Source organism: Microlunatus flavus (assembly GCF_900110855.1).
GTDB lineage: Bacteria > Actinomycetota > Actinomycetes > Propionibacteriales > Propionibacteriaceae > Microlunatus > Microlunatus flavus.
Genome location: NZ_FOFA01000001.1, coordinates 785539 through 805804, shown reverse-complemented (window position 1 = coordinate 805804; position 20266 = coordinate 785539). Strand labels below are relative to the sequence as shown.

Here is a 20266-nt window from a genome sequence, read left to right as displayed (position 1 = left end):
GAGCAGCGTATGAGTGAGTGCTCACTCATGCAAGGGGTTTAGGCGAGGTACTGGGTGAGTGGGCGCCGGCGCAGCGCTGATCGTCGACGCCGGCGGCGCGGCGTGTGCCGGCAGCAGCACCTGCCGGGGCTCGGCCGGGTGGGGCCACGAGGCGGTGGGACGTCCTCGGGTCAGCGCTACGGAACGTCGACCGTCCCGTGGCCCATCTCCCCGACGTGGTCACCGGTCGGGGTGGCGACCCAGCTGACCTCGGGCTCCGAGGTCCGGAACGTGTACGTGTGCCCGGCGCGGACCCGAACGGCCTCGACGGGGTCGACCTCGGACGGCACCGAGATCGAGAGCAGGGCGGTCGGGCCGTGCTTCGGGACCCGGAAGGTGACCTTGCCGCGTCCCACCTTCGGCTTGCCGACGCAGCGCAGCTCCTCGACCGGGGTCGACCAGCCGTAGGTGCCGGGCGCCGCGAACACCTGGCTGACCTCGAGGACGTAGCGGCCCGGCTCCAGGCCCCGGTCGAGGTCGAACCGGGTCTCGCCCGACCCCTCGGCGAGCTGGGTCGCGCCGTAGTCGGCCAGGCGCTGGCTGGTGCGGTGCCGCAGCACGTAGACGACCGGTTCGGCGTCGTCGGACACGAAGGCCTGGGCCAGGTGGGGGTGCTTGTCCGTGCTGCACCAGCTGATCTTCGGGGTGTAGCGCGGGATGCTCGTGTCGACGGTCGGGGCGTCCGCGAAGCACTCCTCGGGCGCCGCCAGCCGGTGGCGGGGCTGGTCGACGGAGGCGCCGCCCTTGCCCCTGGCCGTCAGCTCGACGACGCCGGTGGTGTCGAACCGGAGCCTCTTCGTGGGGAACCGGAGCCGGTGGCCGCCGGCGTAGTAGCGGACCCCCGGCGAACCGTCGATGCCGGTGATCACCGTGCTGCGGCAGCCGTCGGCCACCGAGCTGATCGAGGCGAAGGCCTCGAGGGGCGTGCCCGCCGACGCGAGCGGTGCGAGCCCCGCGGCCAGCGTCAGGCCGAGGAGCCCGGCACCGGCAGCACGGAGGGGGCGTGGGCGACGAACGGGCACGGCGGCGACCTCTCGGGAGGACGGGCCGGCGCGGCAGCAGCCCGAGCCCTCTCAGCACTATCTCAGTTCAGGCGCTGGTTCGCTGGTCGGGCCGGCAGTCCGCGGGTGGAAGGATGGCGGGCCGACGACAGAAGGGTGGCAGGACGTGGGTCTCAACGGTCTGGAGGACCGGGTGTTCGACGCGGTGCTGTTCGACATGGACGGCACGCTGGTCGACTCGACGGCGGCGGTCTACCGGGCCTGGGCGCGCTGGGCGGTCGAGCACGGGCTGAGCGAGGACCAGATGCGCGGCCACGACGGGATCCCCGCGGCGAGCATCGTGGCGAAGTTCCTGCCCGAGGCGGAGCGGGAGGCCGGCGTCCTGCGCATCAACGAGCTCGAGCTCAACGACACCGAGGGCCTGCTGGTCCTGCCGGGCGCGACCGAGGCGCTCGCGGCGGTGGCCGACGCGCCGAACGCGATCGCCACCTCCTGCACCATGCCGCTCGCGAAGGCGCGGATCGCCTCCTCCGGCCTCGTCGCCCCGAAGGTGCTGGTGACGGCCGACCAGGTCGAGCACGGCAAGCCGGCGCCGGACCCCTACCTGCTGGCCGCCGAGCGGCTGGGCGTCGACCCGACGCGCTGCCTCGTCGTCGAGGACGCCCCGCTCGGGCTCCAGGCCGCCAAGGCGGCCGGGTGCGCCACGCTCGCCGTCGTCACCACGACCGCCCGCGAGAAGCTGCAGGCCGACGCGGTCGTGAGCGACCTGTCCGAGGTGCGGTTCGAGGCGGGCCCCGAGGGCATCCGCGTCCGTTCCGCGTGACCTGCGGGACCGGCGCTACTCCGCGCCGGTCTCGACGGGGGCGGCGAGCTTGACCGCGGTGCCGTACGCGACGACCTCGCTGAGGGACTGCGTGATCTCGCTGCAGTCGAAGCGCAGCCCGACGACCGCGTCCGCCCCGGCCTCGCGCGCCATCTCGACGACCTTGGCGATCGCGTCCTGGCGCGAGTCGGTGAGCATCGCGGTGTAGCCCTCGACCACGCCGGCGTTGCGCAGGTCGGGCCGCAGCTCGCGGCTGCGGGCCACCACGGACACGACCGGGCCGAGCACCTCGGCGGTCTCGCGGCCGGGGACGACGTCCATCGTCACGACGGGCATGCCGAACCGTCGCAGCGCCGGGCGCGGCGGGGGCGGCGGGGCCCACTGCTGCTGCGGCTGGCCGTACTGCCCGTAGCCGCCCTGCGGCTGGCCGTAGCCCTGGGGCTGGCCGTACGGCTGGGGCTGCTGGCCGTAGGGCTGCTGGGGCTGGCCGTACGGGTTCGGCTGGCGGCCGGGCTGCCCGTAAGGGGGCTGCTGGCCGTACGGGTTGCTCATGCGCTCAAGATATCGGGCGCCAGGAGCGGTCGGGCCGCGATCGGCGACCCGGTCGGCCGCGCGTCGCGCCTCAGCCCAGCTCGGTCATCGACACGGTCACGAACATCTCCGACGACCCGCCGGAGTAGGTCCCGCGCAGCGGCGCCACGTCGCCGTAGTCGCGGCCCTGGCCGACGCGGACGTAGCGGTCGGTGAGCCGGCAGCCCTGCGTCGGGTCGTACGACACCCAGGTGCCGCACCACCACTCGACCCACGAGTGGCTCTCGCCGGTGACCGTGCCCGCCGTCGCCCCGTTGCGCCCGGGGTGGAGGTAGCCCGAGACGTAGCGCGCCGGCAGCCCGATCGAGCGCAGGGCGCCGAGGGCGACGTGGGTGAAGTCCTGGCAGACGCCCGTGCCGAGCTCCCAGACCTCGGCGGCGGTGCTGTTGACCGTCGTGGAACCGCGGCGGTAGGACAGCCGGTCGTGGACGATCCGGCACACGTCGAGACCGGCCAGGCGCGGCGGCTGGTGCGCGACGTCGGCGACGAGCGCGGTCAGCTCCGCCGGCGGCGTGGTGCGGCTGGTGACCGTGAGGAAGTCGGTCATCGGGTCGATGACGCCCCGGTCGCGCAGCGCCGGCCAGCCGAGGTCGTTGCGGGCCGTGCGGCGGTCGGTGTCCCAGGGCAGGTCGTCGCCGCGGGTGTCGACCACGGCCTGGGCGTGCACGGTGAGCCGCTCGTGCGGCTCGTGCAGCTCGAAGGTCGTGACGTTGGTGCCCCAGTAGTCGACGTAGCTGAAGCTCCACGCGGTCGGCTCGATGGTGGTCCGCGAGGTCCACACGGTCTGGCCGTCGCGCGTCGTCGGCGTCATGCGCGCCTCGTTGTACGAGGAGCGCACCGGCGAGTCGTACCGGAACCCCGTCTGGTGGTCGATCGAGAGCCTCACGGCCGTGTCCTCCTCGTCGCGCCTGCCCGGCCTGCCGCACCCCTGAGCCCGACGAACCGCTGAGGGGCGGCGGCCGGAGAGCCGGATCCGCTGTCGGAAGTCAGCGGTTCGCGGCGGTGCTGGGAGGTGGGTCGGGCGAGCGGGAGGGCGCGCGGCGTACCGGGGCCCGTCACCGGGTCCCCTCCGTCACCCAGGCGTGCTGGTCCTCGGCGGCGAAGTACTGCAGCGTCACGAGCTCGGTCACCGCCGCCGTCACGTCCTGCACCGCGCCCATCTCCTCGTCGAGGCGGTCGACGAGGTCGTGCATGTCGGCGAACTCGAGCCGGGCCCGCAGCTGGCCGAGCTGGCGGCGGGCCTGCGAGGCGCGCCCGCCGGTCTGGTCGTCGACGGCGAGCTTGGCCAGGCAGTCGGCGGCGGCGTTCAGCCCGTGCATGATCGAGCGCGGGAAGCGCGCGTCGAGGATGAGGAACTGCGCGGCGGAGACGTCGTCGTGGACGCCGCGGTAGGTCCGCAGGAAGGCGTCGTGGCCGCCGCAGCCGCGCAGCACCGAGGGCCACTGCGAGGCCCCGCCCGAGACGGAGGCGGAGGCGACGAGCCGCGAGGTCATGTCGGCCTGCTCGAGGCAGCGGCCCAGCGACAGGAACTGCCACCCGTCGTCGCGGACCATCGTGCTGCGGGCGATGCCGGTGAACAGGGCGCTGCGCTCGCGCGCCCAGTTGAGGAAGCCGTTGGCGCGCGCCACCCCGAAGCCGCCGGACGGCAGCTGGTGCCAGGTGGTGTTGATGCACTCCCACAGGTCCAGGGGGATGACCTCGCGCGCGCGCCGCGCGTTGTCGCGCGCCGCCGCCCAGCAGGAGAAGATCGAGCTCGGCTCGCGACGGTCGTACGCGAGCAGGCGCAGCAGGTCGGCGTGGGTGGGTTCCTCGACCCCGTCCACGCTCATCAGGGCGAGCAGGTTCGCGCTGGCCTGGACCTCGGTCGAGCTGTCCTCCACCAGCAGGCGCAGGTGGGTCTGGAGCAGGCGCGCCGTGTCCTCGGCGCGCTCGACGTAGCGCCCGATCCAGAACATCGACTCCGCGATGCGGCTGAGGATCACAGCGTCACCTCCCCGTCGCCCGCAGGGCTCTGCTGCTGCTGCTCCTGCTGCTGGCGGTGCCCGGGGCTCCGGTCCGTGGCGTCGGTCCGGGGGCGCCCGACGAGCAGCGGGACGACGGGACGCACGGTCCGCTCGGGCGCGACCTCGAGGTCGCCCTCCTCGGCGCGCAGCTCGGCCTCCACCGCCTCGGGCTCCTCCACGAGCCGCGGGGTCGAGGAGCTGAGCACCCAGGTGTCCTTGCTGCCGCCACCCTGGCTGCTGTTGACCACGAGCTCGCCCTCGGGGAGCGCGACGCGCGTGAGGCCGCCGGGCAGGACGTAGATGCCGTCGCCGCTGTTGACGGCGAAGGGGCGCAGGTCGACGTGCCGGGGCCGCAGCGCGTCGTCGATGAGGGTCGGCACCGTCGACAGCTGCACGACCGGCTGGGCGATCCAGCCGCGCGGGTCGGCGGTCACCCGCGCGCGCAGCGCGTCGAGCTCCTCCGGCGTCGCCCGCGGCCCGATGACGATGCCCTTGCCGCCGGAACCGTCGACCGGCTTGACGACCAGCTCGTGGAGGCGGTCGAGGACCTCCTCGCGGGCCTCGTCCTCCTCCAGGCGCCAGGTGTCGACGTTGCCGATGACCGGTTCCTCGTGGAGGTAGTAGCGGATGAGGTCGGGCACGTAGGTGTAGATCAGCTTGTCGTCGGCGACGCCGTTGCCGATGGCGTTGGCGAGGGCCACGCCGCCCGTACGGACGGCGTTGGTGAGGCCCGGGACGCCGAGCATCGAGTCGCTGCGGAAGAAGACCGGGTCGAGGAAGTCGTCGTCGAGGCGGCGGTAGATCACGTCGACGCGGCGCAGCCCGGCGGTGGTGCGCATGTAGACCTTGCCGCGGCGGCACTCGAGGTCGCGGCCCTCGACGAGCTCGACGCCCATCGTCCGGGCGAGCAGGGTGTGCTCGAAGTAGGCGGAGTTGTAGACGCCGGGGGTCAGCACCACGATGTTCGGGTCGTCGGTCGCCGGCGACGCCTTGCGCAGCGCCTGCAGGAGCCGGGCCGGGTAGTCGCCGACGCCGCGGATGCGCTGGTTGGCGAAGGCGTCGGGCAGCGCGGTGATCATCGCGGTGCGGTTGGTCATCACGTACGAGACGCCGCTCGGCACCCGGAAGTTGTCCTCGAGCACCCGCACGTCGCCCTCGGGCGTCCGGATCAGGTCGACGCCGGCGACGTGGATGCGGACGCCGTTCGGCGGCCGCACGCCCCACACGACGCGGTGGAAGTGCGACGACGACGTGACGAGCTGGCTGGGGATGACCCCGTCGGAGATGACCTTGGCGTCGGAGTAGACGTCGTCGAGGAACAGCTCCATGGCCCGGACGCGCTGGGCGACGCCGGCCTCGATGGTGTCCCACTCGGCGGCCGCGATGACCCGCGGCACGATGTCGAGCGGGAACGGCCGCTCGACCCCGCCGACGTCGAACGTGACGCCCGCCTGCGTGTAGTTGCTGGCCAGCGCCTCGGCGATGGCCCGGAGCTCGGCCGCCGTCGACTGCTGCAGCGAGGCGTGCACGGCGCGGTAGCTCGGTCGCACGGTGCCGCTCGGGTCGACCATCTCGTCGAACGCCGCGCCGGGGCGGTAGTCGGACAAGGCGTCGCGCATGCCGCGAAGGTTACTCAGCGCCGGCGGGCTCACACGAGGGGTGTTCCAGGGGCCGCGGCCGTGTGAACTTCTCAGGCCAGCAACGGATCAGCCGCTGGTGACGCCCACGAGGATCGCGAGGAGCAGCACGAGGCCGACGAAGGACATGAGGCCGATGAAGAGGCCCATGCCCGGACGCTTCTGCACCTCGGTGCCCATCCGGCCGCCCATGCCGAACGTCCACATCGGCCCCGTGTAGTGGACCTCGCTCGTCCGGCCCGGCTCGACGGTCACGGGCATGGACGCCCGGCCGAAGGTCCACAGGTAGGTGGAGGCCGCGTCGACCTGCCGGACCCCGGCCGGGGCGGGGAAGACGTTGCGGCCCCAGGACGCCGTGGCCGGGAAGCCGTCGATGGACAGCACCGGGGTCACCCAGCCGGCCCCGCCGAACGGCTTGCGCAGGTCGACCACCAGCTCGCCCGTCGGAGCATCGCCGTACGGCCGGGTCTGGCCCTGCGGCGCGGACGGCTGGGACGGCTGCGCGTACGGCTGCGAGGGCTGCTGGCCGTGCTGCTGCGGCTGCGCGTACTGCTGGGGCTGCGGCGGGGCGTACCCCTGGGGCGGTGGGTAGCCCTGCGGGGGTGCGTAGCCCTGCGGCGGGCCGTACGCCTGCGGTGCTCCCGGGCCGGGGCTCTGCTGCGGCTCCTGCGGTGACGACATGGCCGTCATCGTGGCAGGACGGAGGGGCACACGAGGCCCGATCAGGACTTCTCAACAAGTCCTTCGCCGCCGGTGCGGGCCGCGTTCGCCACTAGATTGACCGGGTGCCAGACCAGCCCACCGCGCCGACCGACGTCGAGGTCTCCGAGCAGCGCCGCGTCCGTCAGGACAAGCGCGCCCGGCTGCTCGACGAGGGGCGGCAGGCCTACCCCGTGTCCGTGCCGCGCACGCACGCTCTGCGGGAGGTCCGCTCGCGCTGGGCGAGCCTCGCGAGCGGGGAGGAGACGCAGGACGTCGTCTCCGTGGCCGGGCGCGTGGTGTTCCTGCGCAACACCGGCAAGCTCTGCTTCGCCACGCTGCAGGAGGGCCTGTCGACCGCCGACACCGGCACCCGCCTGCAGGTGATGCTCTCCCTCGCAGAGGTCGGCGAGGAGTCTCTCGCCCGCTGGAAGGCCGACGTCGACCTGGGTGACTTCGTCAGCGTCACCGGCCGCGTCGTCTCCTCGCGCCGCGGCGAGCTGAGCGTCATGGGCAGCACCTGGGAGCTCGCGTCCAAGGCGCTGCGCCCGCTGCCGAACCTCTACACCGAGCTGTCGGAGGAGACGCGCGTCCGCCAGCGCTACGCCGACCTCACGGTCCGCGAGGAGGCGCGCCAGATGGTCCTGGACCGCGCCCGCGTCACGCGCAGCATCCGCAACACCTTGCACCGCCACGACTTCGTCGAGGTGGAGACGCCGGTGCTGCAGCTGGTGCACGGCGGGGCGCACGCCCGGCCGTTCCCGACGCACCTCAACGCCTTCGACATCGACATGACGCTGCGGATCGCGCTCGAGCTGTTCCTCAAGCGCGCAGTCGTCGGCGGGGTGGACCGCGTCTACGAGATGGGCCGGATCTTCCGCAACGAGGGCGTCGACTCCACGCACAGCCCCGAGTTCACGATGCTGGAGTTCTACCAGGCCTGGGGCGACCAGCGGACCGTCGCCGAGCTGACCCGCGAGATCGTCCTGGACGTCGCCGACGTGCTGGGCTCTCGGCAGGTCGAGACACCCGCCGGCACCATCGACCTCGACGGGGAGTGGCGCTGGCTCGGCGTCTACCCCGGCCTGTCGGCGGTGCTGGGCGAGGAGGTCACGCCGTCGACGCCGGTGGAGGCCCTCCGCGCGATCGCCACCGCGCGCGACGTCGCGCTCGACCCGGCCTGGGGCGCGGAGAAGGTCGTCCTCGAGCTGTTCGCGGAGCTGGTGGAGCCGACGCTGCTGCAGCCGACCTTCGTCTGCGACTACCCGCCGACCGCGCAGCCGCTGGCCCGTCCGCACCGCAGCGACCCCGCGCTCATCGAGGCGTGGGACCTCTTCATCGGCGGCGTCGAGCGCGGCACGGGCTTCTCCGAGCTGATCGACCCCGTGATCCAGCGCGAGCGGCTCACCGCCCAGTCGCTCGAGGCGGCTGCCGGCGACCCCGAGGCCATGCAGCTCGACGACGACTTCCTCGAGGCCCTCGAACTCGGGGCGCCGCCGATGGGTGGCGTCGGGCTCGGCCTGGACCGGTTGATCATGCTCTTCACCGGTGTGGGCATCCGGGAGACGATCCTCTTCCCGCTGCTCCGCCCGGGCTCGTGAGCGACGTCCCGAGCAGCGCCGTTCCCTCCGGGGACGACCCGGTCGAGCTGGCGCACTGGCTCCTCGACCGGGCGCGCCTCGGCGAGGCGGCCCGGCTGGCCGAGTACGCCGACCACGGCATGCCCGTCGACCTCACCGACGCCCGCGGCAACACCCTGCTGCTGCTCGGCGCGTACCACGGCCACGCGGAGGTGGTCCGCGTGCTCGCGGCCCGCGGGGCGGACGTGGACGTCGTCAACGACCGCGGCCAGACCCCGCTCGCCGGGGCGGTCTTCAAGGGCTACGCCGACGTCGTCACCGCGCTCGTCGAGCTCGGCGCGGACCCCGACCTCGGGTCGCCGACGGCGCGCGCCACCGCAGCGTTCTTCGAGCGCCCCGACCTGGCGGCCCTGCTCGACCGCCGCCCCAGCTGACCGAGGAGCTCGGGCAGCGTCCGGCAGAACGCTCCGTGAGCCTGTCGAACGGCCTCGGAGAGGTTGGCGTCTGCCTTCCCTCGAGGAACACCGCCCCGTTCCGTGCCCTTCGACAGGCTCAGGGAACGTGGTCGAGGTGGCGTGGAGGGCTACCGCGAGCGGCGCGGCGAGGGTTCGTCGGGGTCGCGGAGGTCGGAGAAGTCGCCGAAGTCGTCGTCGGTGCGACGCCGCTTGCGGCGCGAGGGGCGTTCGGTGGCGTCGGAGACGACGTCGGCCACGGGGTCCTGGGTGACCGGGGCCGTGCCGGCGGTGCCGCGTACGGCGGGCAGGACCTGGGTGTCGACGTCGGAGTCCGGAGCGGCAGCAGCGGGACCCGCGGTGACCTCGGGCTCGGTCGGGCCGACCGGCTGCGGCACGCGGCGGCGCAGCAGCGAACGGGCGCGACGTTCCGAGGGGACGAGCGCCGCGCCGGCGGGCTGGACGCGTCCCGCTCGGACCACGGCGACGCCGACGGCAGTGGTCAGCGGAACGGCCAGCACCAGCCCGATCGAGCCGACGAGCGTGCGGACGATCTCGTCGCTGAACTGCTCGGTCTGCAGGACCTGCAGCAGCGGCCGGTCGTAGACGGCGATGAGGAGCAGCACCGACAGCGACGCGCCCGCGGTGGCGAAGGCGATGGTGTAGACGGTCGAGGCGATGTGGTCGCGCCCGATGCGCATGGCCCGCGCGAACAGGTCCCGGTTGCGCAGCCGGAGGGCCTTGCCGTTCTCGTCCAGGTAGTGGCCGTCGGCCAGCTCCCACACCGCGGAGGCCTGCGTGATGGTCACGTCGTTGAGCACGCCGAGCCCGGCGACGATGATCCCGCAGATCACCACCGAGGTGAGCCGCAGGTCGGGCGTCGAGGCGGCGAGCAGGTAGTCGTCCTCGGTCGCGACGCCGGTCAGGTGGGCCCAGCGCGTCGCGCCCCAGCCGAGCGCCGCGGACAGGATCAGCCCGAACAGCGTCCCGACCAGCGCGGTCGTCGTCCGCGCGCTGAAGCCGTGCGCGGCGTAGAGGACGACGAACATGATCGCCGACGACCCGATCAGCCCGACGACGACCGGGTTCTGCCCCTCGACCAGCGCCGGGAACATGAACTTCACCAGGATGACCGCGGCGAAGCCCAGCCCGACCAGCGAGGCGAGGCCGCGCCAGCGCGCCACCGCCACGACGACGAGGGCGAACAGGATCGTCATGACGACCAGCGGGGTACGGCGGTCGAAGTCGGAGAACTGGTACGACGCCGGCTGCCCGTCGCCCGGCGGCACCCGGATCAGCGTCACGCCGTCGCCGACGTCCGCCCCCGAGGCGTAGACGGCCTGGGTGAGCGGGACGCTGGCCACGTCGCCCTTGCCGTCGCCGTCGGTGACGGTCGTGGTGATGGTCGCGCAGGCGTTCACGCCCGACTGGCCGGGCGTCGAGCCGGGCAGGCCGTCGCAGGCGATGGGCTCGACCGCGGTGATCTCGGCGTGCGGGTAGGTCACGCCGGGCACGCTGTAGCCGCCGGCGTCCGCGTTGACGTGGCTGGACACGTCGCCCGGCCACAGCGCGAGGAGCCCCACGAGCGTCCAGACGCCGAGCGGGATCAGGACGACGATGAGGATCCGCAGGGCCCGGCGGTGCCGGTAGAGCTCGGCGCCGGTGACCTGGTGGCCGCTCTCGTGGAGGGCCTCGGGGCCGTGGCCCGCAGCACCGCGTCCTGCGCGTGCGGCGTTGCTGTGCGAGTGCGCCACGTGATCCGCCTAGTCTCTTGGTCCGTGAGCCGGTCTTCGGGGGGTCGGCAGACCCACGTCCCCCACGAAGACCCACGTCCCGCGCGGGTCGGGCGCCGCGTCGGCGGCCAATCTAACCCAGCGGAGCCTCCGGCCCGCCCTCCCGCGCGGCCCTCGGGACGTGCCCCGGGGCGTGGGTGGCTGCTGCTCTGCGCGCTCGTCGGGCTCGCCCTGCTCGTCGGCGGGGCGTCGTCCCTGCCCCGTCCGGGGGCTGTCGTCCAGGCGCAGGAGCACGAGCGGGCCACCACCGCAGCGCCCGCGTCGCCCGCGTCGACGTCGGCGGGACCGACAACGGCGGGCACGTCCGCGGACGTCCCCTCCCCGAGCACGAGCGCGGTCGGCGCGATCGTCCCCGACCGGGGCCCGGGCACGTACGACGCCGCGAAGGTCTCGGCCCCGACGACGGCCACGTCCGGCCGCCTCTACCGCTTCGACGTGCGCGTCGAGAAGGGCGTCGACCTCGACCCCGACGAGGTCGCGCGGGCCTTGGAGCGCACGCTCGACGACCCGCGCAGCTGGCGCTCGACGGGCAGAGTCCGCTTCTCGCTGGTCGCCGCCGGCGAGCAGGCCGACCTGCACGCCTACCTCGTCACGCCCGGCACCACCGACAAGCTCTGCTACCCGCTGCTCACCCGCGGGGAGGTGTCGTGCCGCTCCGGGAACAAGGTCGTCCTCAACGCGAAGCGCTGGACGCTGGGCGCGGAGGCCTACGGCTCGGACGTCGCCGACTACCGCGACTACCTCGCCAACCACGAGTTCGGCCACGCGCTCGGGCACTCCCACGTCGGCTGCCCGGCCCGCGGCCGACCGGCGCCGGTGATGCTGCAGCAGACCAAGGGCCTGCAGGGCTGCACCGCGAACCCGTGGCCCTCGGTCACCAAGGGGTGACCCGTCCGGTGCAGGCGGGGGAGGTCCGGCTCGAACGGGTCCCCGTCGCCGTCGCCCGCGGGCTCGTGCGCGGCGACCTCTCACGCCCGGCGACCTGGCACCCGCAGTTCCCCGCCGCGGGCACGCTGAGCGCGGCGCGGATGCTGCTCGGGACGTACGAGGCCCTCGGCGTCGACCCCGAGGGCTCGCCCTGGTGGTTCTTCTGCGTGGTCGTCGAGGGCGTGGTGGTCGGGGACGCCGGGTTCCACGGCCCGCCGCCCCAGGACGGTCCCGCCGAGGTCGAGATCGGCTACCAGGTCGTGCCCGCCCTGCGTGGTCGCGGCGTGGCCACGCGGGCCTGCGCGCTGCTCCTCACGCACGCCTGGGCGCACGGGGCCGACGTCGTCCGTGCCGAGGTGGAGCCGGACAATCCGTACGGCCCGGCCTCGCGGGCCGTGCTCCTCGCCAACGGCCTGCGCCCCGACGGCGACCTCGGCTTCGTCGCAGAGCGTCCTGTCGGCCCGCGGACGTAGCATCTCCTCCGCGATGAGCACTCCCGCGGCAGGCCTGACGCGGCGGCTGGTCCTGGACCGGCCGCCGATGCTCGCGCCGGTCTTCGGGCTGCACCGACGCGGGACCGGCGACCCCACGCACCGCGTGCTCGGCGGCCTCCACCTGCGCACGACCCGCACGCCGTGCGGCACCGCCCTGCTCAAGGTCGTGGCCTCCGGCGGCGAGGTGTCGGCGCGCGCCTGGGGCGACGGCGCCGAGTGGGTGCTCGACCACCTGCCGCGACTGCTCGGCGAGGAGGACGACCTCGACGGGTTCGTGCCCCGGCACGGGATCGTGGCCGAGGCGCACCGCCGCTACGGCCACTTCCGCGTGGGGCGCAGCGACGCCGTCTTCGAGGCGCTGGCGCCGGCCTGCATCGAGCAGGTCGTCACGGGCAAGGAGGCCTTCCGCGCCTTCCGGCTGCTCGTGCGCGAGTTCGGCGAACCGGCGCCGGGCCCGACGCAGGACCCCGGCTCGGCCGCGTACGGGATGTTCGTCGCGCCGACCCCCGAGGCCTGGGCGCGGGTGCCGAGCTGGCGCTTCCTCGCGGCCGGGGTCGAGCAGCGGCGCAGCCGGACGCTCGTCCGGACCGCGCAGCGGGCGGTGGCGCTCGAGCGGACCCTGCTCGGCACGAACGAGGCGGCGGACCTGGCGCTGCGCAGCTTTCCCGGCGTGGGTCCGTGGACCTCGGCCGAGGTCCGCCAGCGCGCGCACGGCGACGCGGACGCGTGGAGCATCGGCGACTACCACGTCGGCAAGAACATCACGTGGGCCCTGACCGGCGAGGTCCTCGACGACGACGCCGCGACCGAGCTGCTCGAGCCGTACCGCGGGCACCGCTACCGGGTCCAGGTGCTGCTCATGATGGTGGCCGGCGGACGCCCGCGCCGGGCCCCGCGGATGACCCTGCCCACCCACACGCCGTACGCGACCCGCGGCCGTTCCTGACGGTCCGGCCCGCGGCCGTTCATGACGGCTCGGCCTGGGAGAGCCGGCCGGACCGGCCGGAGCGGCGCGCGCCGCCCCGGCCGGTCAGCGGTCAGCTACGCGTTGGCGTTGCTGGTGTTGACCTCGCCGTTGACGCCGGACGGGAAGAACCCGCCCTTGGTGACCTTCTTCGGGGTGAGGTAGACGATGTTCAGCACGTTGGCCGGGGTGCGGCTGTAGACGATGCTGTTCTCGTCGGTCGGGACGATGTTGGCGTGCTTCTTCGCGCGACGCAGGTTCTGGTCGTCGTCGGACGGGCCGTCGACCGCGTCGCGGAGCTCCGAGATCTTCTTGACCTCGGAGAACAGGCCCTTGCGGTAGAGCGAGGACCGCACGATGCCGGCGTGGTACGCCTCCACCGCGAGGATGCCGGCGGCCGCCTCCAGGTAGGTCTTGTTGGTGATCAGCGGGGCCGCGCCCTTGTAGGCCGTGACGCCGACGTCCTCGAAGATGAACGCCCCGAGCAGGAAGTTGTTCTCGTTGGCGAACGGGTCGAAGGTCTGGTTGGACTTGATCAGGCCCGCCGCCCGCGCCGCGGCGGTGAAGCTGGTCTTGAGGTCGATGTCCGGCTGGGCGACCTTGGCGCTGCCAAGCGCGCTGCGCAGGAACTTGACGTGGTTGCGCTCGTCCTCGGCGATCTCGCGGGCGTACTCCTTGATCGCCTTGGTCTTGAAGTCGACCTTCTTGCCGCCGGTGACCTTGCCCTGCCTGCCCTTGCCGGTGACGTCGATCGAGTCGAGCCCCTCGCCCCAGAAGGCGTAGGAGTAGAACTGCGCCTCGAGGTACTCGAGGTTCAGCGCGAAGTTGAGGACCGCGCCGTCGCTCGGCCCTTCGGTCGGGGCGGCGGAGGCCGTCCCGGTCTGGGCGCCGGCCAGGGCCACGGCCCCGACGGTCCCCAGGCCGGCGACGCCTGCAGCGCGCAGGAAGTTCCGGCGGTCGTTCGTGTTCTCGGCGCTGCGGTCGATCATGTCGGCCACGAGCTTCTTTCCGAACATCGTGCTCCTTGGGAGAGTGCTCCGGTGGTGCCACAGCGGTGCCGTCCCGTCCGCGGAGCGCGGGCCGAGGGGCCACGGAGACACGCCACGACGAGCCTCGCCGCACCGCGTACCGCTGTGATCGCGAGCGGGCTCCCCGTGCTCCGGCGCCGCGCGAGGCCGGTGGACGGTCAGTCCGTTCCTGCCTGCTTCGACGCTGCGTGCGGAAGGGTTTGGTGGCTCGCGGGGGAAGTTCGGCGGCGCGGGGTGTTTCCGCGATCAGGACAGGGCGGGCTGCTCCAGCGCGGCGATGGAGCGGGCGCCGGGCAGCACCATCGTGAACTCCGCCCCGCCCTGGGCGGACCGGCCGGCCCGCACGGTGCCGCCGTGCTGGCGCACGACCTGGGCCACGATCGACAGGCCGAGACCGGTGCCCGGCGTCGTGCGGGCGGTGTCGGCGCGGAAGAAGCGGTCGAAGACGTGCGGCAGGTCCGCCTCGGCGATGCCGGGGCCCTCGTCGGCCACCCGCAGCCGGTTGCCCTCGAGCTGCACCCGCACGGTGCCGCCCGGCGGGCTCCACTTGACGGCGTTGTCGAGCAGGTTGGTGACGGCCCGCTCGAGGTCGGCGGAGACGCCGACGACGTAGAAGGGGTCGAGCTCGACGTCGAAGTCGAGCCCGGGGCCCCGCCGCCGGGCGCGCTCGAGCGCGGCGGTGACGACGGTGCGGAAGTCGAGCGGCTCGGGGGTCGCCTCCTCGTCGTCGCGGGCGAGCTGGACGAGGTCGCCGATCAGCTTGGTGAACTCTCCGAGCTGGCCCTGCACGTCGCTGAGGATGGCGAGCCGGTCGCCCTCCTTCAGCATGCTCGTCCGGGCGTCCATGATCAGCAGGTCGACGTTCGTCCGCAGGCTCGTCAGCGGGGTCCGCAGCTCGTGGCCCGCGTCGGCGATCAGGCGCCGCTGCCGCTCCCGGGAGGCGGCCAGCGAGCCGACCATGTCGTTGAACGAGCGGGCGAGCACGGCCACGTCGGCCGCGCCGGTGACGCTGACCGGGCGCAGCTCCTTGGTCACCGCGACCCGCTCGACCGCGGCGGAGAGCCGCCGGACCGGGCGCAGGCCCGAGCGCGCGACGGTGAGCCCGGTGCCCGCGGCGACGGCCACGCCGACCAGCCCGGACAGGGCGACCACGACGAGCAGGGAGGTGAGCACCGCCTCGGTGCTCGCCAGCGGGCGGCCCACGACCAGGGCCACGCCGCCGAGGTCGGGGATGGGGATCGCGACGATCCGGTACTCCGAGCCGTCCGTCGTCTCGCCCGTGCGGGCCGAGTGGCCGAAGTGCAGGCGGGCCACGGCCAGCTCGTCCGGCCCCAGGACGAGGTGCTCGCGCTCGTCGGGGACGTAGAAGGCCCGTCCGTCGGATCGGACGGCGGCGACGCTGATGTTCCCGGCGCGCAGCGCGCGCTCGGTGAGGCCGCCGAGGTTCGTGATGTCCTGGCTGGCGGGGACCGTCAGGCTGGAGGCCACCTCGAGCAGCTCGTCGTCGAGGGAGGTGTAGAGCGACGCGCGCACGGTGAGCCAGCCGGCGAGGCTGGTCAGCGCGACGGCCACGGCGACCGCGGTCGTGGTCAGGTAGCCGACCCGGCGCTGCAGCGGGAGCGTGCCCAGCCAGCCGCGGAGGCGCGCGTACGCCGACGCCCTGGTCGTCCGGGGCGCCCGTGCTGCGTTCCGGACGGGACGGTGGCCGGGCCTGGGTCGCTGCACGGCGTCCTACGCCGCCGCGGGGGAGCTGCTCGAGCCTGCTCCCGCACCCGTGAGCACCGCTCCGCCTCCCTCGCCCCCGCGCACCGCCGGACACGCGTCGGCGCCGGTCCCGTCGTCGAGCACGACCCTACGCGTGTGCGCTTACGGGGGCGTCTCGCGCAGCACGTAGCCGACGCCACGCACCGTGTGGATGAGCCGCGGCTCGCCGTCGACCTCGGTCTTGCGGCGCAGGTAGCCGATGTAGACCTCGAGCGAGTTCGCGGTGGTCGGGAAGTCGAAGCCCCAGACCTCGTTGAGCAGCCAGCTGCGCTCGAGCACCCGGCGCGGGTGCTGCATGAAGGCCTCGAGCAGCGCGAACTCGGTCCGCGTCAGGCTGATCTGGCGGGCGCCGCGCAGGACCTCGCGGGTCTGCGTGTTGAGCACCAGGTCGCCGAAGCTGAGGCTCTGCGTCGACGGGTCGTTCGAGTCGGCGGTCGTCCCCGAGCGCCGGACGAGCGCCCGGAGCCGCGCCAGCAGCTCGTCGAGCGCGAAGGGCTTGGCCATGTAGTCGTCGCCGCCGGCGTCGAGGCCGTCGACCCGGTCGCCGACCGCGTCGCGCGCGGTGAGCACCAGGATCGGGACGTCGTTGCCGGCCGAACGCAGCATGCGGGTGGTCTCGAGGCCGTCGAGGCGCGGCATCATCACGTCCATGATGACGGCGTCGGGCCGGTGCGCGGCCAGCTTGGCGAGCGCCTCGACCCCGTCCTCGGCCGTGCTGACCTCGTAGTCGTTGTACTCGAGCGAGCGGGCGAGTGAGTCCCGGACGGCCTGGTCGTCGTCCACGACGAGGATGTGCATGGCGGGAAGTCTGTCAGACAGATTCTTCCCCGGGGTGCAAAGCCGCCCCAGAGCGTGGCCGTGTCAGATTCATGATCAACGCGTGCATGGCCGTCGGGTCCAGCTCGCCGCTGAACAGGGCCCGCTGGTGCATCTGGTCGTGGGCGCCCATCAGCAGGTCGAGGGCGAGCTCGACGGGCATGGTGAACTCCAGCTCGGCGAACTGCAGCGCGTCGGCCACGAGGGCGTGGACCTGGGCCCGGCACGCGTCGACGAACGCCTGGTACGGCGCGCGCAGCTCCGCCACGCGGGCGGCGTACAGCAGGAGCTCCTGCTGCGCGAGCAGGCTGGTGCGGTCGCCGGTCCCACCCAGGTTGAGCCGTCCGAGCACCTGCGCCACCGCCGCGGTGGCGGTGAGCCCGCCGCCCTGGGCCTTGAGCTCGGCCACCGCGCGCTCCGCCGCCGCGTACTCCTCGGCGATGCCCTGCTCGATGAGCGCGAGGACCAGCGCGTCCTTGTCGGCGAAGTTCGAGTAGAAGGCGCCGCGGGTGAAGCCGGCGGCCTCGCAGATCTCCTCCACGCTCGCCCCGATCACGCCGCGCTCGGCGAAGACGGCGATGGCCGCGGCCATCAGGCGCTGACGCGTCCGGGCGCGGCGGGCGCTGAGCGGGCTGCCGCTCGCGGGCAGGCCGGGCGGCGGAGCAGGGGTGGCGGTCGGTGAGGGCCGGGCGGCCGGCGGGAGCGCCGTCGGCCTCGGTGCTGCGGCCGCCGCCTCGGGGAGCGACGTCATGGGGATCACCCTAGCGCCCGTTGCATACACACCTGTATCGCATACAGTCGTGTATCGAGATGAGCTCCTTCCTCTACGGCCTCGGCCGCTCCTCGTACCGCCACCGGCTCCGCGTGGTGCTGCTGTGGCTCGCCGTCCTCGTGGTGCTGGGCGGCGCCTCCGCGGCCGTGAGCAAGGGGTTCGACGAGAACTTCTCGCTGCCCGGGACCGAGTCGCAGACCGCGCTCGACTCGCTGAACCGCACGTTCCCGCAGGCCGGCGGCACGACCGCCCAGATGGTCGTGGTGCCGCGGGACGGGCAGTCGGTCCGCTCGACGGCGGCGAAGAAGGCCATCGACGCGAGCGCCGAGCGGCTCCGCGACGTGGCCCAGGTCGACACGGTGTCGGGGCCCTTCGACGAGTACGCCAAGGGCCAGGTCGCCTCCGACGACAGCGCGGCGATCATCAAGGTGACGTTCGCCGTCCCGGCCGTCGACATCGGCGAGACCACCTTCGACGAGCTGCAGCAGCAGCGTGCCGAGCTGCAGACGGCGCTGCCGGGCTCGCAGGTCTCGGTGGGCGGCGACGCGTACACCGGCGGCACCCCCGGCGTCAGCTGGGTCGAGGCCATCGGCGTCGTCGTCGCGCTGATCGTGCTGTGGCTGACCCTCGGCTCGCTCCGCGCGGCCGGCATGCCGCTGGTCACCGCCCTGCTGGGCGTGGGCCTGACCGTCGCGCTGATCTTCGGGGCGACCGGCTTCGCCACCGTCTCCTCGACCACCCCGCTGCTGGCGCTCATGCTCGGCCTGGCCGTGGGGATCGACTACGCCCTGTTCATCACCTCGCGCCACCGCGACCAGCTGCGCCAGGGCATGGACCCCGAGGAGTCGGTCGCCCAGGCCGTGGCCACGGCCGGCTCGGCCGTCGTCTTCGCCGGCATGACGGTGATGATCGCGCTCGTCGGCCTGTCGGTCGCGGGCATCCCCTTCCTCAGCATCATGGGCGTCGCCGCCGCCGTCGGCGTGGCCATCGCCGTGCTCATCGCCCTCACCCTCCTCCCCGCCCTGCTCGGGTTCCTCGGGGCGCGCCTGCGTCCCAAGGTCAAGCCCCCGGTGGAGGAGCAGGCGGCCGCAGCGGCCGAGCAGGCCTCCCAGTCGCCGGCCCGGGCGATGCGTCAGCCCCGCGCTGCCCGGGCCGGTCGGGCGGTGCCGACGAAGCGCCCGCGCGTCGGCCTCGGACGCCGGTGGGTGCGGGTCGTCACGCGCTTCCCGCTCGTCACCGTCCTGCTCGTGCTCGTCGCCCTCGGGGCGATGGCCTACCCGGCGAAGGACCTGCGGATCGCGCTGCCCAGCAACGGCACGGCCGACGCCGGTTCCCCGGCACGCGTCACGTACGACCTCGTCGCCGAGCACTTCGGCCAGGGCTACAACGGCCCGCTCATCGTGACCGCGACGATCGTCGGCTCCGACGACCCGCTCGGCGTCATGGACGGCATGGCCGACGAGCTGCGCACGCTGCCGGGCGTGGCCAGCGTCCCCCTCGCGACGCCGAACGAGGACGCCGACACCGGCATCATCCAGGTCATCCCGGAGGGCGCGCCGGACAGCCAGGAGACCAAGCAGCTCGTCCGCGACATCCGGGCGCTGGAACCGCACTTCCAGGCCGAGTACGGGGTCGCGACGGCCGTCACCGGCTTCACGGCGGTCGGCATCGACATCTCCGACCGGCTCGGGGCCGCGCTGCTGCCCTTCGGGATCCTCGTCGTCGGGCTGTCGCTGGTGCTGCTGACCATGGTGTTCCGCTCGATCTGGGTCCCGGTCAAGGCGACCGTCGGCTTCCTGCTCAGCGTCGGCGCCGCGTTCGGCGCGACCGCGATGGTGTTCGAGTACGGCTGGTTCGGCTCGGTGTTCAACGTCCACCAGACGGCGCCCGTGATCAGCTTCCTGCCCATCCTGCTGATGGGCATCCTCTTCGGCCTGGCCATGGACTACGAGGTCTTCCTCGTCTCGCGGATGCGCGAGGAGTACGTCCACGGCGTGGCGCGCGCGGGCGGCCCGTCCAGGGCCGTCGCCCGCTCAGCGGTCGAGGAGGGCTTCGTGGCCTCGTCCCGCGTCGTCGTCGCGGCCGCGGTGATCATGCTGTCCGTGTTCGGCGGCTTCGTCCCTGACGGCGAGGGGCCGATCAAGACCATCGGCTTCGGGCTCGCGGTCGGGGTGTTCGTCGACGCGTTCGTCGTCCGGATGACCCTCGTGCCCGCGGTCCTGACGCTGCTGGGCACCAGGGCGTGGTGGCTGCCGCGCTGGATCGACCGCCGGCTGCCGTCCTTCGACGTCGAGGGCGAGGGGCTGCACCACCAGGTCGCGCTCGCCTCCTGGCCGTCCGCGGACGACCACCACCTGGTGCTGGCCGAGGGCTTGCGGGTCGGCGGCTGGGAGGTGAGCACCGCGCTGCCGCCCGGCGAGACGCTCGTCGTCGAGGGCCCGGCCTCCCCGGGCCGCACGGCCCTGCTGCTCACCCTGGCCGGCCGGATGCGCCTGCCCGGGACGGGCGAGGGTGCCCCGGCGCGCGTCAAGGTGGCCGGGTTCGTGCTCCCCGAGCAGGCCGGACGGGTGCGGCGGCGGACCGCGTACGTGGACTGCGCCGCCACCGAGGACCTGGCCCGCGAGCTCGCCGCGCTCGGGCGCGCCACGCCGGACGTGCTGTTCCTCGACCGGCTCGACGCCCTCGCCGGCCCCGGTGCCGACCCCGACGCCCGGGCCGCCGTGGCCCGTGCGCTGGACGCCGTCGCCGCGGGCGGCACCACCGCCGCCGTGGTCGCCGTCGCCGACGCCGCGGCCCTCGACACCCTCCTGCGCGGCCCCCGCCGCGTCCTGGACCTGCGCCCCCGCCCGGCGCTCGCCCAGGCCTGATGCCCCGTACGACCTC

Annotated in this window: 18 protein-coding genes; 7 read left to right on the top strand and 11 right to left on the bottom strand. The window is 73.8% G+C overall.

Annotated features, from left to right (window positions below):
• Positions 1-176 precede the first annotated feature (176 nt).
• Positions 177-1061: a hypothetical protein gene (locus BMY04_RS03880; protein WP_232506079.1), complete on the bottom strand. Its 885-nt coding sequence runs from the start codon at positions 1059-1061 to the stop codon at positions 177-179.
• A 145-nt stretch (positions 1062-1206) separates the two neighbouring features.
• On the opposite strand from BMY04_RS03880, the gene BMY04_RS03875 reads away from it, so the two are divergent.
• Positions 1207-1863, top strand: coding sequence for an HAD-IA family hydrolase (locus tag BMY04_RS03875; protein ID WP_232506078.1), 657 nt, complete (start codon positions 1207-1209; stop codon positions 1861-1863).
• Positions 1864-1878: 15 nt separating this feature from the next.
• Here the strand turns inward: BMY04_RS03875 and BMY04_RS23005 are convergent, their stop codons facing one another.
• From BMY04_RS23005 to BMY04_RS03850, 5 genes are all read right to left on the bottom strand, one after another.
• Positions 1879-2415, bottom strand: a complete 537-nt coding sequence (locus BMY04_RS23005; protein WP_198409915.1) for a heavy metal-binding domain-containing protein — start codon at positions 2413-2415, stop codon at positions 1879-1881.
• Positions 2416-2485: 70 nt separating this feature from the next.
• Complete coding sequence (locus BMY04_RS03865; RefSeq protein ID WP_198409914.1) at positions 2486-3340, bottom strand: transglutaminase family protein; 855 nt, start codon at positions 3338-3340, stop codon at positions 2486-2488.
• 169 nt (positions 3341-3509) lie between these two features.
• Entirely contained in the window at positions 3510-4436 is a 927-nt protein-coding gene (locus BMY04_RS03860; RefSeq protein ID WP_198409913.1) for an alpha-E domain-containing protein, read from the bottom strand.
• Positions 4433-6076: a circularly permuted type 2 ATP-grasp protein gene (locus BMY04_RS03855; RefSeq protein WP_091177732.1), complete on the bottom strand. Its 1644-nt coding sequence runs from the start codon at positions 6074-6076 to the stop codon at positions 4433-4435. The genes BMY04_RS03860 and BMY04_RS03855 overlap by 4 nt, the downstream gene beginning before the upstream one ends.
• A gap of 87 nt (positions 6077-6163) precedes the next feature.
• Positions 6164-6775, bottom strand: a complete 612-nt coding sequence (locus BMY04_RS03850) for a hypothetical protein (protein WP_091177731.1) — start codon at positions 6773-6775, stop codon at positions 6164-6166.
• A 104-nt stretch (positions 6776-6879) separates the two neighbouring features.
• On the opposite strand from BMY04_RS03850, the gene lysS reads away from it, so the two are divergent.
• Complete coding sequence (lysS, locus tag BMY04_RS03845; protein WP_198409912.1) at positions 6880-8394, top strand: lysine--tRNA ligase; 1515 nt, start codon at positions 6880-6882, stop codon at positions 8392-8394.
• Entirely contained in the window at positions 8391-8807 is a 417-nt protein-coding gene (locus tag BMY04_RS03840) for an ankyrin repeat domain-containing protein (protein ID WP_232506077.1), read from the top strand. The genes lysS and BMY04_RS03840 overlap by 4 nt, the downstream gene beginning before the upstream one ends.
• A 149-nt stretch (positions 8808-8956) precedes the next feature.
• Here BMY04_RS03840 and BMY04_RS03835 read toward each other — a convergent pair whose 3' ends face one another.
• Positions 8957-10579 (bottom strand): YibE/F family protein, encoded by a 1623-nt coding sequence (locus tag BMY04_RS03835; RefSeq protein ID WP_091177729.1) that lies wholly within the window; start codon positions 10577-10579, stop codon positions 8957-8959.
• 24 nt (positions 10580-10603) lie between these two features.
• On the opposite strand from BMY04_RS03835, the gene BMY04_RS03830 reads away from it, so the two are divergent.
• Genes BMY04_RS03830 through BMY04_RS03820 form a run of 3 tightly spaced genes read left to right on the top strand, consistent with a single transcriptional unit; the run spans position 10604 to position 12985 of the window.
• Positions 10604-11506: a DUF3152 domain-containing protein gene (locus BMY04_RS03830; protein ID WP_170853971.1), complete on the top strand. Its 903-nt coding sequence runs from the start codon at positions 10604-10606 to the stop codon at positions 11504-11506.
• The gene (locus BMY04_RS03825) at positions 11503-12018 is read left to right on the top strand and encodes a GNAT family N-acetyltransferase (protein ID WP_232506076.1); all 516 of its coding nucleotides are present in this window, start codon (positions 11503-11505) and stop codon (positions 12016-12018) included. The genes BMY04_RS03830 and BMY04_RS03825 overlap by 4 nt, the downstream gene beginning before the upstream one ends.
• A gap of 13 nt (positions 12019-12031) precedes the next feature.
• Complete coding sequence (locus BMY04_RS03820; RefSeq protein ID WP_091177728.1) at positions 12032-12985, top strand: DNA-3-methyladenine glycosylase family protein; 954 nt, start codon at positions 12032-12034, stop codon at positions 12983-12985.
• A 95-nt stretch (positions 12986-13080) separates the two neighbouring features.
• On the opposite strand, the gene BMY04_RS03815 is transcribed toward BMY04_RS03820, so the two are convergent.
• The 4 genes from BMY04_RS03815 to BMY04_RS03800 all read right to left on the bottom strand — a co-directional run bounded on the left by BMY04_RS03815 (position 13081) and on the right by BMY04_RS03800 (position 17362).
• Positions 13081-14019 carry a ferritin-like domain-containing protein gene (locus BMY04_RS03815; RefSeq protein WP_091177727.1) on the bottom strand — a complete coding sequence of 313 codons (939 nt, stop codon included), beginning with the start codon at positions 14017-14019 and terminating at the stop codon, positions 13081-13083.
• 258 nt (positions 14020-14277) lie between these two features.
• Entirely contained in the window at positions 14278-15660 is a 1383-nt protein-coding gene (locus BMY04_RS03810) for a sensor histidine kinase (protein WP_232506101.1), read from the bottom strand.
• Positions 15661-15897: 237 nt separating this feature from the next.
• Complete coding sequence (locus BMY04_RS03805; protein ID WP_091177726.1) at positions 15898-16593, bottom strand: response regulator transcription factor; 696 nt, start codon at positions 16591-16593, stop codon at positions 15898-15900.
• Positions 16594-16606: 13 nt separating this feature from the next.
• Complete coding sequence (locus BMY04_RS03800) at positions 16607-17362, bottom strand: TetR/AcrR family transcriptional regulator (RefSeq protein WP_091177725.1); 756 nt, start codon at positions 17360-17362, stop codon at positions 16607-16609.
• Between the two features lie 59 nt (positions 17363-17421).
• Here BMY04_RS03800 and BMY04_RS03795 point away from each other — a divergent pair, with 59 nt between their 5' ends.
• Entirely contained in the window at positions 17422-20250 is a 2829-nt protein-coding gene (locus BMY04_RS03795; RefSeq protein WP_198409911.1) for an MMPL family transporter, read from the top strand.
• The last annotated feature ends 16 nt before the right edge of the window (positions 20251-20266 follow it).

Excerpts from the sequence above, each read along its gene's own strand:
- BMY04_RS23005 (WP_198409915.1), bottom strand. The coding sequence starts at position 2,415 with ATGAGCAACCCGTACGGCCAGCAGCCCCCTTACGGGCAGCCCGGCCGC.
- BMY04_RS03855 (WP_091177732.1), bottom strand. The coding sequence starts at position 6,076 with ATGCGCGACGCCTTGTCCGACTACCGCCCCGGCGCGGCGTTCGACGAG.
- BMY04_RS03850 (WP_091177731.1), bottom strand. The coding sequence starts at position 6,775 with ATGTCGTCACCGCAGGAGCCGCAGCAGAGCCCCGGCCCGGGAGCACCG.
- BMY04_RS03820 (WP_091177728.1), top strand. The coding sequence starts at position 12,032 with ATGAGCACTCCCGCGGCAGGCCTGACGCGGCGGCTGGTCCTGGACCGG.
- BMY04_RS03815 (WP_091177727.1), bottom strand. The coding sequence starts at position 14,019 with ATGTTCGGAAAGAAGCTCGTGGCCGACATGATCGACCGCAGCGCCGAG.
- BMY04_RS03805 (WP_091177726.1), bottom strand. The coding sequence starts at position 16,593 with ATGCACATCCTCGTCGTGGACGACGACCAGGCCGTCCGGGACTCACTC.
- BMY04_RS03800 (WP_091177725.1), bottom strand. The coding sequence starts at position 17,362 with ATGACGTCGCTCCCCGAGGCGGCGGCCGCAGCACCGAGGCCGACGGCG.
- BMY04_RS03795 (WP_198409911.1), top strand. The coding sequence starts at position 17,422 with ATGAGCTCCTTCCTCTACGGCCTCGGCCGCTCCTCGTACCGCCACCGG.